Source organism: Actinoplanes sp. L3-i22, from assembly GCF_019704555.1.
Lineage (GTDB): Bacteria > Actinomycetota > Actinomycetes > Mycobacteriales > Micromonosporaceae > Actinoplanes.
In genome coordinates this window covers 1,654,302-1,669,936 of sequence record NZ_AP024745.1, presented here as the reverse complement: position 1 = coordinate 1,669,936, position 15,635 = coordinate 1,654,302, and the positions used below count along the sequence as shown (strand labels likewise).

Below are 15,635 nucleotides of genomic sequence, written 5' to 3'. Positions count from 1 at the left end.
GCTCTCTATCGGGGGAGGCAACGCGGTGAATCCAGGTGACGGCTATCCGGGGCAGGCGTACGGCGCCGCCGTGCCGCCACCGGCACCGCCCGTGGCGGCTCCACAGCTTCCGCCGCCCCCGCCGGTGAGCGCGCCGCCGCAGGCGCACGCCACGGCCGCGGCCACGCCGCTGCGCCGGACCGGCACCCAGGCCCGCGGCAGCGTCCCGGTGCCCACCTCCGGCGTGCCGCAGCAGCCCGCGGGAGCACCGCCCCGGCCGGTCGCCGCGCCCAGCCCGGCCGACGCGGCCGCCGACGCCGGGGTCCGGGCGATCCCGCGCCGCGGCCAGATCGGGCCGGTCAGCCTCACCCAGATCGTGGTCGCCGAGCTGGCCGTCCTGGCCACCGTCGCGGCCGCCGTCCAGGGCCTGCTCCCGGGCGTGATCACCGGGGTCGTCGGGCTGGCCCTGATCGTCGTCGTCTTCGCCCGTCAGCGGGGCCGCTGGTGGCTGGAGCACCGTCAGGTGGCCCGCGCGCACGCGCGGCGCCGGGCCGCGGCGCTGGAGACCGGCTCCGGGCCGGTGCTCGCCGCGCTCCGCACGATCGCCCCCGGCCTGGCCGTGCGGGACATGACCGCGCAGGACGGCGCCCGCGCCGGCGTCGCCAAGGACGAGGCCGGCTGGTTCAGCGTCGTCGTGCTCACCCCGACCGCGCCGGTGCACCACGACGCCGCGCCGATCCCGCTGGACGCGCTGGTCAGCGTGCTCGCCGCGACCGAGCAGCCGGGCGTGATCCTGGAGCTGGTCACGCACACCGTGCCGGCGCCGAGCCCGGATGTGCACGCGTCGTCGCCGGCCGGCTCGTCCTACCGTCAGCTGGTCGAGTCGCTCAGCCCGGAGCCGGTCCCCGCGCACCGGGAGTCCACGATCAGCGTCCGGGTCGACGCCCGGGTGCTCGCCGAGGCGCTGCACGACCACACCGCCGATCTGGAGGCCGCCGCCGCGCTGGTGGCCGGCCTGGGCCGCAAGGTGGCGACCAGCCTCCGCCGGATCGGCATCGCCTGCCGGGTGCTGGACGCGGAGGAGCTGCTCGCGGTGCTGGCCCGCTCCTGTGACGTCGAGTCCGGGTCGCTCGCCGAGGGCTCCCAGGTCGACGAGGAGTGGACGCACTGGCGGTCGGCCCGCCTGGTCCACCGGACGTACTGGTTGAAGACCTGGCCGACCTCGGCCGGGGAGATCGGCTCGCTGTTCGCCTGGGCGGCCACCGCCCCCGCCGCGCAGACCAACGTGGCGCTGGTGCTGAACGCGGCGGCCGACGGGGACGACGTGGCGGTGCGGGCCTTCATCCGGCTCGCCACCCGCCCGGACGCCGACCTGGACGCGCTGGACCGGGTGCTGATCGAAGGGGTCCGGCGGGTCGGCGCGGAGCTGCAGCCGCTGGACGGGGAACACGGGCCGGCCGCCTACGCGACGGCACCGACGGGAGGTGGCGCGGGATGACCCAGCCGGATCGGGAGGGCGCCTGGCGTCCGTACCCGTCGCAGGACGCCACCGGCGAGGAGCAGCAGCAACCGAAGCTGCCCGCGCCGCCGCCGATCTTCCCGCCGCCCGCGGTCGCCCGCGCCCAGGTGCGCCCGCCGCAGGCCCAGCAACTTCCCCCGCCGCCGCAGGCGCAGGACATGCAGGCGCTGCCGGCCCCGATCGCGCCGGTCGCACCGCAGCCGGCCCCGCAGATCGTGCCGATCCCGAGCGTGGCGCCGCTGCAGCAGGCCGACCAGCAGGGCGCCGGCGACGCGACCGGCCGCCGGCTGGCCGCGCCGCAGCTCACCTCGGCGCCGCTGGCCGGGGCGCAGGGCCGGGCCCTGGCCGCCGCCCAGGCCGCCCAGGCGGCGGAGGACGAGAACCCGCCGGACGGGCCGGCCGGCGAGGACGAGGACGCCCGCACCGGCCCGTCCGGGAAGACGTCGCCGCTGCACATCGGCTGGCACGCGATCTCCCGCAAGACGCTGCGCCGGGTGACCGTCGCGCCGTCCGCCGGCGCCGGGCTGGTGCTCGGCCGGGACCGGCAGCACGCACCCGTCCCGCTGCACCTGTTCGCGCCCGAGCCGGTGCGGATCGCCCTGGTCGGCGGGGTGTGGGCGGCCCAGTTGCTGATCTTCCGGGCGTTCGCGCTCGGCGCCCGGGTGGTCGTGGTGACGACCGAGCCACGGGCCTGGGCCGGGTTCGGCGAGCGCGCCACCGGGCAGTACAACCGGCTCACCGTGCACAGCAGCGACCAGGGGGTGGCGCTGACCGGCAGCGCGCAGATGCCCACCCTGGCCGTCTACGACCTGGGCATGACCGGGCCGGCCAGCACGCCGCCGCTCGGTCCGTGGCGCACCCAGCTGACCATCCTGCGGCAGCTGGACCGGCCCGGGCTGGCCGCGCTCCAGGAGTCCCAGCTGGCGCTGCTGCAGCGGCTCGGTGGGGACGAGGCCTCGCTGGCCGCGTCGGCGTTGAAATTGCGGCCGCACAGCAGCCAGTTCCTGCAGTTCATGGCGGATGACATGCTCGCCCTGATCGGGGAGGGGACGGATCGCTATCTGTTCCTCGCCCAGACCCAGACCGAGCAGCAGTTCGTCGGTCTCCCCCGCCGCTGAGCTCGGTGGGGTTCCGGCCGGGTCGACGGCGCCCCTGGAACAGCCCGCCGGGGCCGGGAGGCGCGGCTGGGGCTGGACCGGGCAGCGGGTCGCGTGGGTCCTTTTAAACCGTGCCCACCCGCGGACGTCGCCCTGTAGGGCCTCGCGTTCTTGGGCGCCCCGCGCCCTGCGAGGACCGGAAGGGTCCCCGCGGGAGCGGCGATCTGTACCCCGGCGGACCGGGGCAATGAAGAATGTGAACTTATGGTTGACCGATCGTGATCAGCGGATCGGTGGGGTCCAGGCGAGCTGGACCAGACGGGCGCCGTGTTTGCGGGTGATCATCCAGGCGCGGCCCGGCGGCAGGATCTGCGGTTTGATCGTGCCGAAGAGCGGGCCCTCCTCGCGCGGGCCGGACATCATGATGCCCGGCGAGGCGAGCTCGCGGATCCGGCCGATGACCGGATCGAACATGGCGCGGGCGGCGCCGCCGATGCGGCGGGTGATGACCAGGTGCAGGCCGATGTCGCGGGCCTGCGGGAGGAACTCCAGCAGGGGCAGCAGCGGGTTCTGCGCGGCGGCGGCGACCAGGTCGTAGTCGTCGACCAGGACGTACAGCTGGGGGCCCTTCCACCAGCTGCGGTTGTTCAGCATCTCCGGGGTGACGTCCGGGCCGGGGAGGCGTTCCCGCATGGCCATCGCGACCTGGTTGATCAGATCCGCGGTGACCTGGTGGGACGTGCCGTACCCGATGGTGTTCTCCTTCGGGATGATGCCGAGCAGGCTGCGCCGCAGGTCGACCAGGAGCACCCGGGCCTCGGACGGGCTGTTGCCGGCCACGATCGACTTCGCCAGGCTGCGCAGGAACGAGCTCTTGCCGCTCTCGATGTCGCCGAAGAGCAGCGCGTGCGGCTCGGCGTCGAAGTCGAGGAAGACCGGCTGCAGGTCGGACTCGGCGATGCCGATCGGGACGACCGGGCCGTTGCCCGCGGGCAGCGCGTCGAACGGCAGCTCGGCCGGCAGCAGGCGGACCCGCGGCGCGGGCGGCCCGGTCCAGTGCTCGGTGGCGTGCTTGACCAGCTCGGCGACGGCCTCGGCGAGGTCGTCGGCGCGCTGCTCGCGGTCGATCCGGGGCAGCGCGGCGAGGAAGTGGTGCCCCTCCGGGGTGAGGCCGTGGCCGGGCGACTGGTCCGGCACGTTGACCGCCTCGCGCCGGTTGATCAGCGAGTCGGCGGGCTCGCCGAGCCGCAGCTCGACGCGGGTGCCGAAGACGTCGCGGATCTGCGGGCGGACGTCCATCCACCGGTTCGTCGCGGCGATCACGTGGACGCCGAAGCCGAGACCGCGGTTGGCCAGCTCGTTGACGGTGGGCTCGAGGTCCTCGAACTCGGCGCGCAGCGTCGACCAGCCGTCGATGATCAGGAAGACGTCGCCGAACGGGTCCTCCGCGTAGCGGCCCTGCTGCTTGGCCCGCCGGTACGCCGCCATGCCCTCCACGTTCTGCTGGGCGAACAGGTCCTCCCGGCCCCGCATCAGGCCGTACACCTCGGCGATCGTCCGGCGCACCCGGTCCACGTCACGGCGGGTCGCCATGCCGCCGACGTGCGGCAGGTCGGTGAGGCCGCTGAGCGGGCCGCCACCGAAGTCGAGACCGTAGAACTGCACCTCACGGGGCGTGTGGGTGAGGGCGAGGCTGGTCACCAGCGTACGCAGGAGGTTGGATTTTCCGGATTGTGATCCGCCGACCACGAGCAGGTTGCCGGCCGCGCCGGCCAGGTCCAGCCACATCGGATCGCGACGCTGGTCGAACGGCTTGTCGATGATGCCGAGCAGGGCGTGCAGGCCGGCGAACCGCTCCGCCGCGTCCACCTGCAGACCGCGGTCCGGCATCGAGATCACCGGCGGGAGCATCTGGCCGAGCGTGGGCGCCTTGTCCAGCGGGGGCAGCCACACCTCGTGCGCGGGCGTGCCGCGGCCCTCCATCTGCCGGGCCAGCACGTCCATCAGGGTGTCGCCCTGAACCTTCTCCTCGACCTCCTGGCCGGTGGTCTCCGGTTCCGGCCGCTCCTCCTGGAGGGGGGCCGAATAATACGTGCTGAACTCGCGGATCGGGCTGCCGGCGCGGGTGTTGCCGGCGGCGATGACGCCCTCGCGGCGGACGGCGCCGGACACGTACGCCGCCTTGAGCCGCACCAGGCCGTCGGTGCCGGCGCGCAGGTAGCCGTGGCCGGGGTGGTGCGGCAGCTCGTAGGCGTCCGGCACGCCGAGGACGGCCCGGCTCTCCATCGACGAGAAGGTGCGCAGGCCGAGCCGGTACGACAGGTGCGACTCCAGCCCGCGCAGCCGCCCCTCCTCCAGCTTCTGCGACGCCAGCAGCAGGTGGATGCCGAGGGACCGGCCGACCCGGCCGATCTGGACGAACATGTCGATGAAGTCCGGCCGGTCGGCCAGCAGCTCGGAGAACTCGTCGACGATCACGATCAGGCTGGGCAGCGGGGCCAGCGGCACCCCGGCCGCGCGGGCCCGCTCGTAGTCCCGCGCCGAGGCGTAGTTGCCGGCCTTGCGCAGCAGCTCCTGCCGGCGGGTCAGCTCGCCGGAGATGGCGCCGAGCATCCGGTCGACCAGCGACTGCTCGTCCTGCAGGTTGGTGATCATCGCGGCGGTGTGCGGCAACCGGTCCAGGGACGCGAACGTCGCGCCACCCTTGTAGTCGACCAGCACGAAGTTCAGGATCTCCGGGTCGTGGGTCAGCGCCAGCCCGACCACCAGGGTGCGGAGCAGCTCCGACTTGCCGGAACCGGTCGCGCCGATCAGCAGGCCGTGCGGGCCCATGCCGTCCTGCGCGGACTCCTTCAGGTCCAGCTCGACCGGGCGGCCGTCGACACCGATGCCGATCGGCACGCGCAGCCGGTCCCGGTTCGGCCGGTTCGCCCAGAGGTCGGCCAGCTCGATCTGGTACGGATCGTCCACCTCCAGCAGCTCGGCCAGCCCCATGTCCTGGGAGATCGCCGGCTGGTCGCCGTAGGTCGCGGCGGACAGCCGCAGCGGCGCCAGCTCACGCGCCAGCACCTCGATGTCCGCCTGCCCGAGCACGTCGGCCTGGCCCACCTCGGTGGAACCGTCCATCGTGGTGCCGGTGATGGTCCCGTCGGCGGCGATCTCCAGGACCACCGAGCTGTCGTCGAGCAGCCGCGGCGGCGGCACCGACAGGTCGAGGATGGTGACGCCGGCCACCCCGCCCTCGGTCATCAGGTGGTCGGAGCCGGCCGTCGAACCGCCGTCGATGATCACGACCACGTGCGGGCCGCCGGGCGGCGGCGCGCCCGGGTCGAACCGGGGCCGGTTGACCAGCACGTCGTCGAGCATCGCCTCGAGCGCGGGCACGCTCGGCGCGACCAGCCGGAGCGGGCCGACCGCGTCGGTCTTGTCCGGGTGCTGGGCGTGCGGCAGCCACTTCGCCCACTCCCACCGGACGCGCTGGTGGTCCGGCACACAGACGCCGAGGCGCAGGTCGTCGGGCGCGTGGAAGGTGGCGATCTGGGCGGTCAGCGCACGGCAGAAGCCCTGCACCGCGTCGTCCGCGCCACGCACGTAGATGTGCGAGAAGTCCCGCAGGGCGACCGAGACCGGCAGGTCGGGCACGACCGAGTAGGTGTTGACGAACTTGCGCAGCGCCATCGCGCAGAGCGGCTCCAGCTCGTCGACCGGCTTGGTCTGCGGCGGGATCAGGCGGGTCGCCACCTCCTGCGCGCCGACCGCGATCCGGACCACGGTGAAGTCGGCGTCGTTGCGGCGCCGCTCCCACAGGCGGCCACTGTCCGCGAAGGTCCACAGGGTGGCCGGGTCGGGGTTGCGGTAGTAGAGCGCCTCCCGCTGCTGGCGGATCGTGTTGCGCAGCTGGGCGCGCAGCTGGGAGAGGTGGCGCAGGTACTGCCGGCGGGACTCGATCATCTCTTTCTTGCCGGGGCCGCCGGTCTGGCCGACCATCATCGCGATCATGCCGAGGATGGAGACCCCGTACATCCCGCCGGCGACGTAGGTCAGCGGGCCGCCGCGCTGGGCGCCCATCATCAGGCCCATCGCCGCGGCGCCGGCGCCCATGGGCAGCACCATCAGCATCCGGGTCCAGCCCTTGCCGGCCGGGGGCGGAACCTCCGGCGGCGGGTCGAGCATGACCTCACCCGAAGGCATCACCGGCGCGGGCCGGCGTGGGGGGCGCTTGACGATACTGACGGTCACGCCTGGCATCCTATCCAGCCATTCGCCGGGGCGAATCAACCCGGAGTCCGCCTGCTAGTTTGTGGGGCACATAAGGCACAGCTGGAGGTGACCGCGTGACCGCACCGGGTGGCCCGAGTCTGGCCCGGGTGACGATCGCCGCGCCGACCCGCCGGATGGACATCGCCCTGCCGGACAACATGCTCGTCGGGGAGCTCCTGCCGCACCTGTTGCGGCACGCCGAGGGTGCGCTGGGCGAGCCGGCCGAGAGGCACGGCGGGTGGGTGCTGCGCCGGGCGACCGGCAGCGCGCTCGAGGCCGGGCGCAACCTGGCCGCGCAGGGCGTGCGCGACGGCGAGCTGCTGCACCTGAAGCCGGCCCGGGAGGACTGGCCCGAGCTGGCGTACGACGACGTCGTCGAGGTGATCGCCAGTGGCGCCCGCCGCGCCGGCCGCTCCTGGGGCGCCGCCGCGACCCGCCGCGGTGGCCTGACGATCTTCGCCGTGGCCCTGCTGGTCGGCCTCTTCGCCCTGGCCGTCGGCGGCCCGTCCCGGCAGAGCTCGGCGTTCGTCGCGCTGGCCGTCGCGGTCGGCCTGGCCGTGGTCGGCATCCTGCTCTCCCGCGCGTTCACCGACGCGGGCGCCGGGGCGGTGGTCGCCGCGACCGGCCTGCCCTACGCGTTCCTCGGCGGCGCCTGGCTGATCGCCGAGTCCGGCTCCCGTTTCTTCGGCATCGGCGCCCCGGCGCTGCTGCTCGGCTCGGCGGTGCTGCTGGTGCTCAGCGTGCTCGGCCACGCCGCGGTGGCCGGCCTGCCCCGGCTCTTCGTGGCCGGCATCGCGATCGCGCTGACCGGCCTGCTCGCCTCGCTGCTCACCCTCGCCGGGGCGCCGGCCAGCGGCGGCGCCGCGGTGGCGCTGACCGCCGCGATCGGGCTGCTCCCCGGCTACCCGGTGCTGGCCAGCTGGATCGGCCGGCTGCCGTTCCCGGAGCTGCCCAGCCGCGCCGAGGAGATCCTCAAGGACAAGCCGATGCCGCGCCGGGCGGACGTGTTCGCCGCCGTGGTCCGGGCCGACGAGGTGCTCTCCGGCCTGCTGCTCGCGGCCGCGTTCAGCAGCATCGTGGCGATCCTCTACCTGGCCTGGTCCGGCCCCGGCACGGCGGCGGTGCTGCTGATCATCGCGGCGGTCACCGCCCTGCTGCTGCGGTCCCGGCTGCTGGCCACGCCGCAGCAGCGCGGCCCGCTGCTGGTCGCCGGCGTCGCCGGGCTGGCCGTCCTGGGCATCGGCGCGGTCGCCACCGGCACGGTCCCGGGCCTGCTGGTGCTGGCCGGCGCGGTGCTCGCGGGCGCGGTCGCGCTGGCCGCCGCGGTGATCTACAGCCAGCGGCAGCCCTCGCCCTACCTGGGCCGGGCCGCCGACATCCTGGACGTCATCGCGATCATGGCGCTGATCCCGCTGGCGTGTGCCGTGCTGGGTGTCTTCGACGACATCCGCGGGCTGTTCTCCTCGATCGGCGGGTGACCCGGGCATGGCCTCCCGTCGCGATCAGCTCCAGTCGTACCAGTTCCTGAACCAGCGGGTGATCTCCGCGTTCGTGATGCGCGAGACCGACCCGGCGCAGTCCCCGCTGCGGCGCGGCATCGGCGCGCTGTTCGGCGGCATGATGATCGCGATCCTGATCGGGGCCGGTTTCGGCATCTACGGCATCCTCACCAAGGTCGGCACCGACCAGTGGAAGACCGACGGCTCGGTGGTGGTCGAGCGGGAGTCCGGCGCGAGCTTCGTCTACCTGCGCGGCCGGCTCAACCCGGCGCTCAACTTCACCTCCGCCAAGCTCGCCGCCGGCCGCCCCAACCCGACCGTCTACCGGATCGCGGCCAAGGCGCTCGCCGGCGTCCCGCGCGGCATCACGATCGGCATCCCGAACGCGCCGTCCTCCCTGCCCGAGGCCACCCAGCAGGTCGGCCTGCCCTGGTCGATGTGCCTGGTCCCGGGGGAGAACCCGGCCGCCGCCCTGCTGATCGGCTCGGCCGGCCCGGCCGGCGCCGACCTCGGCGACCGCGGCCTGCTGGTCAGCGACGGCGCCGGCGACACCGAGCTGGTCTGGCACGGCCTCAAACACCAGATCCAGGACTCCCAGACCACCCTGCCGGCCCTGTTCGGCGCGGTCGACCCGACCACGGTCAGCACCGCCTGGATGAACGCCCTGCCGGCCGGCACCGACATCGCCGCCGTCCAGGTGGAGAACCGCGGCGCCCAGTCCCAGCGGGTCAAGAATTTCGTCAACGGCCAGGTCCTGGCGAACGACGTCGGCGTCAGCAGCAAGCAGTTCTACCTGGTCCTGGACAACGGCCTGCTGCCGATCACCGCCCTGCAACGGGTGGTGCTGAACGCCAGCTTCCCGGCCGAGCCGACCAACGTCCCGGCCACGTTCATCCCGAGCGTCCCGCAGCTCAAGCCGTCCGGCTCGACCGAGGCCCAGCCCCCGGAAACCCCGCCCACGCTGGCCACGGTCGCCGCCGGCACGACCGCCTGCGCGACCACCCGGACAGCGGGCAAGCCCCCGACGATCACGGTCGGCGGCCCGTCCGCCAGTCTCTCCTCGGCCGTCCCGACCGCCGGTGCCGCCGGCGGTCGCGCCCTGGCCGACGCGGTCGGCGTCCCGGCCGGGAAGTTCGCCCTGGTCCGGGTTCCGGGCTCGGGCAGCTACCAGGTGATCACCGACCTCGGCGTCCGCCACGCGGTGCCGGACGCGGACGCCCTCGGCCGCCTCGGCTACGCCGCAGATTCGGCGACCGAGGTGCCTACCGCGCTGGTCAACGCGATTCCAGCGGGGGTCACACTCGACCCGGCGGCGGCGATCAGGCCGGTGGCCGGCACGAACTGACGTCCCGGCCCGCGGTGGATTTCTCCGCGGGCCCGGTCTTCTCCGGTACTTCTCAACCCAGATCAAGATCTTTTTTGCCTCGGTCCGCCGGGGTACAGATCGTCGCTCCCGCGGGGACCCTTCCGGGCCTCGCAGGGCGCGGGGCGCCCAGAACGCGAGGCCCTACAGGGCGATGTCCGTGGGTGGTTGCGGTTTAAAAGAACCCACGCGACCCGACTGCCGGGTCAAGCCCAGCCGCGCCTCCCCCAAGCAGCGCGCCTCCCCCCAAACAGCACGCTTCCCCCAAGCAGCACGCTTCCCGCCCACAGCTGAGCGCCTCCCGCCCACGCTGGCGTGAGGGACCCCAGAGACCCCTGACGTCCGGCCAAGGCCGCGGGCGCGGCAGGGGGCGCGGCAGGGGGCGCGACAGGCGGGCGCGGGTCGCGAGCGCGGGCGCGGGTCGCGAGCGCGGGTCGCGAGCGCGGGTCGCGAGCGCGGGTCGCGAGCGCGGGTCGCGAGCGCGGGTCGCGAGCGCGGGTCGCGAGCGCGGGTCGCGAGCGCGGGTCGCGAGCGCGGGTCGCGAGCGCGGGCGCGGGTCGTGGTTCTCGGTTGGGGCTAGGACTGGCGGGCCGGGTCGGCGGGTTGGTCGAGGAGCATCACCGGGGGGCCGGGCTCCACCGGCTCGTCGTACTCCGGCAGCGGCGGGGCGATGGCCGGGCGCCAGTGCTGGCGGCGGCTCCGGCGAATGGCGGCGGTGATCATCAGCACGGCGACCACGGCGACGGCGGCCAGGGTCGCGCCGATGAAGGCGGTCGCCCGGCGACGGTTGTCCGCGTCGCCCCGGGCGGCCGGGGCGGCCGACAGCGCGGGCAGCGCGCGTTCCCGCTTGGCCGAGGCTTTACCGGTGACCGCGCCGTACGGGTTGACCACGCCGGCCCCGAACGAGTCGCCCGACACGGTGGGGCTGGCCGACACGGCGAGGAGGCGGGTGACGTTCGCGACCGGCATGCGCCCGTATCGGCCACGGATCAGGGCGGCGGCCGCGCCGACGTACCCCGCGGCCAGCCCGGTCCCGTCCGCCTCGACCAGGCCGTCGGCCTGCAGGGTGGGCACCGCGACACCGGGCGCGACCAGATCGACGTACGCCCCGTGCTGGGATTTGCTGTAGATCTTTCCGGTCTCATCGATCGCGCCGACGGCGATCACGTCCGGATAGGAGGCCGGGAACGGCGTCGGGTTCTTGTCCTGCGCCGAGCCGAGATCACCGGCCGCCGCGATGACCGGCACGTCCTTGGCGATCGCCGCGTCGACCGCCGCGCGGAGCTGATCGCTGTCCTGGTAGGCCGGGACGGCCACGACGATCACGTCGGCGCCCTTGTCCACGGCGAAGCTGATCGCTCGGGCCAGCACCTTCGGCTCGGCGAACGTCTCCTGCGCGGACGGATCGTCGGGCAGGACCCGGACCGGCAGGATCGTGGCCCAGCTGGCCAGCCCGGCGGCCGGGCTGTCGTTGGTCAGCTCCGCGGCGATCACGCCGGCCACCTGGGTGCCGCTGCCCCGGCAGTCGGTGTCCGCGGTGCCGCGGGTGTCGACGGCGTCGCCGCCGGCCAGCACCCGGCCGGCGAACTGCCGGTTGTCGGCCTGGACCCCGCTGGACAGGACCGCGACCTTCACCCCGCCGCCCCGGGCGAGCTGGCTGACCGAGTCGACCGCCATCATCGTGCGCGGCCAGGCGTTCCCGCTGACCTGGGTGCCGGTGACGCAGTCGGCGGCGAGGGCCGGCGTGACCCCGATCGGGGCCACCACGCCGAGCAGCGCGGTGGCGAGCACCAGGGACGCCGTCCGGCGGGCTCCGCCCGTACCCAAGCGGATTTTGAACCCGAAGCGAACCCGCACCGGACCGACAGGCTGGTCCACGGCGAGCGGGTTTTCGTCACGAGTCCTGGCAACCGGTAGCACCCGCCGATGATATGCCGGTCGATCCCGCCGGGCGTTACCCTGTGGTGCTCTGCCGCCCGTCCCCGGAACGTGCGGGCCGATCCACGGCAAGTGACGGAACGGCGACGCGACCGGCACATCGACTAAAGTCGGTGCCCTTGCTCAAACCGACGCCAGGAATGACAGATGCGAAAATGGATCTTCGGTGCCGTCGCGGTCGTGCTTGCCGGCCTGCTCTGGTACACGGCACGTAACGCCGAGTCCTCGGATCCCCGGGCCGCCTACAAGGAGCTCTCCCAGGTCACCACGAAGTTGGAGAAGGCCGGCACGGCCCGGGTCGAGTTCGTCGCGTCGCTGCGCGGCGGCGAGCCGTTCGGTGCGTGGGAAGGCTCCAGCCTGGTCCGGTTCGCGGGGCCGAACTGGGACACCACGTATACGAAGATGAACGGCAGCGGCGCGAAAACCCCGACCATCACGGCCCGCCGGCTGCACGTCGCCGGCGCCGACTACTACTCCTCGCCCGACCTGGTCGCGGCCGACCAGCGCCCCTGGTACGAACCGAGCAAGACCGTGCTGAACTGGGGTGACCCGCTCTCCAACCCCCAGCTGAACGTCGCCGACATCACCACCTGGCTGCCGTTCTTCGGCGACCTCGACGTGGCCACCGCCGACGCGGCGAAGATCGGCGACCACAAGTACCGGCTGGAGTGCATGTCCGGCCGCAGCGTCTGTCCGCCACCGTTCGGCACCAAACTGGACGATCACTTCAATCAGACGTCCCCGCCGATTCTGACCGCCGAGCTGGACGGCGACGGCTGGCTGAAGAAGCTCGACGTCGAGTGCGTTCTCACCTACGCCGAGCCGGCCGGCGGCGGGTCCCCGGGCGATGTGGCACTGCACCCGCGAACCGCCTATCACCTGGTGGCCAGCTTCAAGCTGAGCAAGTTCGGCGAGAAGGTCGAGGTGCAGGCGCCGGATCCCGGCACGGTCACCGGTTCCGACCGGGTGTCGCCGAAGAGCTGAAGCCGGAGACACGGGGCAGCAGTCCGTCCCGCTGAAGTCCTGATCGGCGTCACCGGTCCGGGTCGGACGCATCCTCCGGGCTGAAGCTGAACAGCCAGGGCAGCTGATCCGGACCGAACTCCATCGGGTTGGTGCCGTCCGGGTCGATCGACATCGCATGGCCTTCGGGCCAGCAGGCGACCAACAGAGAGAAATTCGCTTCGAGGTACGGCGTGGGCTCCGGGTAACTGGCAGCGAGGGACTCGGGGCTGGTGAACACTTCGACGGTCCGCTCCGGCGCGTACCGCCACGGGAACCCGGGCTCGGCCAGCTCCTCGATCGCGGCGGTGCGGGTGGTGGGCACCAGCACGGTGGCGTCGAGCAGGCGCTCCATGAAGCCGTACACGTCACCGGCCTCGGCCGCGGCGTGCAGCGCGGCCACCGGGTCCTCGTCCGGGTAGTCCCCCGCGGCCTGCAGGGTCCGCAGCTCCGCCTCCATCGCCTCGTCCGCGGTGCCTTCGGTGACCATCTCGTCCAGGGTGGGGATGGTCACATCACCGACCGCGGCGTCGGCCAGCACCTCCACCGGCAGGTACGCGTCGATCGGCGTGCCCGGGTTGATCGCGAGCCGCCACTCCGGGTCCGGCCACTTGCGCCGCAGCTCGGCGTAGTTGGTCACGGTGTAGCCGTCGATCACCTGCCCGTACTGCCGGGCCAGCGCCTCCACCGAGGTGAACACCGGCAGGTAGACGTAGTCGAAGGCGTGCACGGTCACGAACCGCTGCCGCTCCGACGGGTCGCCGGTGAGCTGCGGCAGGTACAGGTCGGCGACCGCCACCAGCTGGAAGTACGTGTGTCGTTCGTCGGCGACGGCGGCCAGGGCCATCGCGTGCTCGATCTCGTTGGCCGGGGTCCACGCGGCCGGTTGCTCGCTCACGAAGTCCTCCGATGCGATCCGGGCAGGAGAGTGCCGAGGCCGTCCGGTTCCACCGGCTCGGCTCGCGCGGCCGCGCTCTCCGCCAAATCCTCCAGATCGGACGGTACGGCCCGGAGCGCCAGCCAGAACGACCCGAAGTCGCCGGCCAGCCGGTGCATGAGACGGGCGCACACGTCGTCGGCGGTGAAGTGGTCGCGGTCGCGCGGGTCGTCGTCGTCCAGGTAGCCGACCGTGCCGGCGCCCTCGCCGCGGACCCGCAGCGCGAGCAGCCCGCCCTGGACCAGGCCGATGGCCAGCCAGTCGCCGGTCAGCCGGTCGCCGAAGAACGCGTTCAGATAGCCCAGGTCCTGGGACCGGTCCTCGCGGAAGCCGAACAGCGGCTGGTCCAGCACGAACCCGTGGCCCGGGTGGACCGCCGGCACGCTCGGGGCGCCACCGTTCGTACGCCCCAGGAAGTCGCGGTAGTGCGGCGGCAGGCGCACCCCGAATCGTTCGTCGGCCGCGTCCTGCGCCGCCTCGGTGAGCCGGTCGGCGACCAGGATTCCCGGCGGCTCACCGGCCGGCGCCGTGAGACCGTGCCCGGCCAGCGACCGCGCACCGACACTGACCCCGCCCAGGTGCCGGAAGCTGGCGTGCAGCTCGGCCGGGACCAACGCGAGGTGCCGGGTCTGCGCGGCATGTGCCCAGGTCCAGCCGACCGGCGTACCCACCGTGCCGGTCCAGAGCGGGTCGCCGGAGCCCCGCGCCACCCGGTCGGCGGCGCGCACGTCGACGACCCGGGCCTCCTCGACCGACAGGTCCGCGATCGCCGGGGGCAGGGCGACGAGGATCCGCGCGTACGGCGTCCAGTCCGGAAAGCCCCAGGGGTCGACCGGCACGCCGTGCCGGTATCGCACCCGCAGCATCGGACTCGCCGGAAACGCGGCGCGGAAGGCGTATCGGGCCCCGGCTATGCGCTCGCTCACGCCGGCCACTCTACCGACGTCGCGACACCCCGGGCCATCGCTGGTCAGCCGACGAAGTCGCCGGTCACCGGATCCTGGCCGGCGGCCGCGCGGGCGGCGCGGACCATCGCCCAGGCCGACTCCGCCGAGGGCAGCTCGTCGGCCGGGATGGCGTACACCTCGTCGTCGACGCCCCAGACCGCGAACCCGGTCTCGGCGGACCACCGCGCCCGGACCTCCTCGGCCGCCGCGGTCCGCCGGTCCCGCTCGGCCGACCCGGCGGGGAACCGGCGGCGAATCGCGATGCCCACCATGTCGTACGCCGACAGCGCGCTCTGCGCGATCTTCAGCGGCCCACCGGTCGCCACGTCGTAGCCGGCCAGCTCCCACTCGGCCCGCCGCAGTTCCAGCCGCTGAGCCTCGGTCGACTGCCGATCGTCGTGCGGGTCCGTGATCCCGTGCCGCTCCGCCCACTCCTGACGCAGGCGGGCCAGGCTCTGCCGATGCGCCCGGTCCGCCGGCGTTTCCTGGCTCACGGCTTCACCGGACCGCGGCCCGGTGTCCCGGAACCGGTCCTCGTACCGGCCGCGCAGGTCGGCCAGGGCGTAACGGTGGAATCGGCCCCGATCGGCGGTGACCATCTCCCGGCCCCGCGCCGACCAGAACGCCGAGTCCGGCATCTCGTCCGACTCGTCGGCCAGGAACCGCTCGGCCTCGAGCACCGCCGCGATCGCCGCGGACAGCCGGGTCCGCGCGATCCGCCGCGCGTCACCGGTCAGCTCGCCGGGCTCGTCCGGGACCAGCGCCGCGTACCGGGCCGCCACCGCGACCCACTCCCCCGCGTCGAGCAGCTCGGACAGCTCCGGCCCGCCGTAGACCACCCGGTCCGGCGGCTGCTCCCGCTCCCGCACCGGCAGGCGGAACTCGAACACCCGGGACCGGCCGCAGGACGGGCAGACACCCGTGTAGCGGCTGCCCAGCGACCCGTCCGGCAGCGTGATCACCACGCTGGACCGGGACAGCGTCGTCTCCCCGCACTCACACGGCGTGAGATCGATGAAGAGATGTGCCTCCAGGCTGGTACGCGCGAGCGGGGCGGTCATTCCGATAACCCTGCCACACCGCCGCGAACCTCG

The 15,635-nt window shown here is 73.8% G+C and carries 10 protein-coding genes; 5 read left to right on the top strand and 5 right to left on the bottom strand.

What is annotated here, in order from left to right; translation table 11 throughout:
• The first annotated feature begins 25 nt into the window (after positions 1 to 25).
• The gene (locus L3i22_RS07740; protein WP_221326294.1) at positions 26 to 1,477 is read left to right on the top strand and encodes a type VII secretion protein EccE; all 1,452 of its coding nucleotides are present in this window, start codon (positions 26 to 28) and stop codon (positions 1,475 to 1,477) included.
• Complete coding sequence (locus L3i22_RS07735) at positions 1,474 to 2,616, top strand: hypothetical protein (protein WP_221326293.1); 1,143 nt, start codon at positions 1,474 to 1,476, stop codon at positions 2,614 to 2,616. The genes L3i22_RS07740 and L3i22_RS07735 overlap by 4 nt, the downstream gene beginning before the upstream one ends.
• 261 nt (positions 2,617 to 2,877) lie before the next feature.
• Here L3i22_RS07735 and eccCa read toward each other — a convergent pair whose 3' ends face one another.
• On the bottom strand, positions 2,878 to 6,834 hold the full coding sequence (gene eccCa, locus L3i22_RS07730; RefSeq protein WP_221326292.1) for a type VII secretion protein EccCa: 3,957 nt from the start codon (positions 6,832 to 6,834) through the stop codon (positions 2,878 to 2,880).
• A 95-nt stretch (positions 6,835 to 6,929) separates the two neighbouring features.
• Between eccCa and eccD the strand changes: the two genes are divergently transcribed.
• Both eccD and eccB read left to right on the top strand, forming a co-directional pair.
• Positions 6,930 to 8,333, top strand: a complete 1,404-nt coding sequence (gene eccD, locus L3i22_RS07725; protein ID WP_221326291.1) for a type VII secretion integral membrane protein EccD — start codon at positions 6,930 to 6,932, stop codon at positions 8,331 to 8,333.
• A 7-nt stretch (positions 8,334 to 8,340) separates the two neighbouring features.
• Entirely contained in the window at positions 8,341 to 9,699 is a 1,359-nt protein-coding gene (eccB, locus tag L3i22_RS07720; protein ID WP_221326290.1) for a type VII secretion protein EccB, read from the top strand.
• A gap of 594 nt (positions 9,700 to 10,293) precedes the next feature.
• Here eccB and L3i22_RS07715 read toward each other — a convergent pair.
• A complete protein-coding gene (locus L3i22_RS07715; RefSeq protein ID WP_221326289.1) occupies positions 10,294 to 11,544 on the bottom strand; it encodes a S8 family serine peptidase in 1,251 nt (416 codons plus the stop codon).
• A 258-nt stretch (positions 11,545 to 11,802) separates the two neighbouring features.
• On the opposite strand from L3i22_RS07715, the gene L3i22_RS07710 reads away from it, so the two are divergent.
• The gene (locus tag L3i22_RS07710) at positions 11,803 to 12,639 is read left to right on the top strand and encodes a hypothetical protein (RefSeq protein WP_221326288.1); all 837 of its coding nucleotides are present in this window, start codon (positions 11,803 to 11,805) and stop codon (positions 12,637 to 12,639) included.
• Between the two features lie 49 nt (positions 12,640 to 12,688).
• Here L3i22_RS07710 and L3i22_RS07705 read toward each other — a convergent pair whose 3' ends face one another.
• From L3i22_RS07705 to L3i22_RS07695, 3 genes are read right to left on the bottom strand one after another with little or no spacing between them, the layout of a single operon-like run.
• Positions 12,689 to 13,555 carry an SseB family protein gene (locus L3i22_RS07705; protein WP_221326287.1) on the bottom strand — a complete coding sequence of 289 codons (867 nt, stop codon included), beginning with the start codon at positions 13,553 to 13,555 and terminating at the stop codon, positions 12,689 to 12,691.
• On the bottom strand, positions 13,552 to 14,520 hold the full coding sequence (locus L3i22_RS07700; RefSeq protein WP_221326286.1) for an SMI1/KNR4 family protein: 969 nt from the start codon (positions 14,518 to 14,520) through the stop codon (positions 13,552 to 13,554). Before L3i22_RS07700 ends, L3i22_RS07705 begins: the two co-directional genes overlap by 4 nt.
• A 44-nt stretch (positions 14,521 to 14,564) precedes the next feature.
• Positions 14,565 to 15,602, bottom strand: a complete 1,038-nt coding sequence (locus L3i22_RS07695; protein WP_221326285.1) for a hypothetical protein — start codon at positions 15,600 to 15,602, stop codon at positions 14,565 to 14,567.
• Positions 15,603 to 15,635: the final 33 nt, after the last annotated feature.

Coding starts and splice junctions, on each gene's coding strand:
- L3i22_RS07735 (WP_221326293.1), top strand. CDS start 1,474: ATGACCCAGCCGGATCGGGAGGGCGCCTGGCGTCCGTACCCGTCGCAG.
- eccB (WP_221326290.1), top strand. CDS start 8,341: ATGGCCTCCCGTCGCGATCAGCTCCAGTCGTACCAGTTCCTGAACCAG.
- L3i22_RS07710 (WP_221326288.1), top strand. CDS start 11,803: ATGCGAAAATGGATCTTCGGTGCCGTCGCGGTCGTGCTTGCCGGCCTG.
- L3i22_RS07695 (WP_221326285.1), bottom strand. CDS start 15,602: ATGACCGCCCCGCTCGCGCGTACCAGCCTGGAGGCACATCTCTTCATC.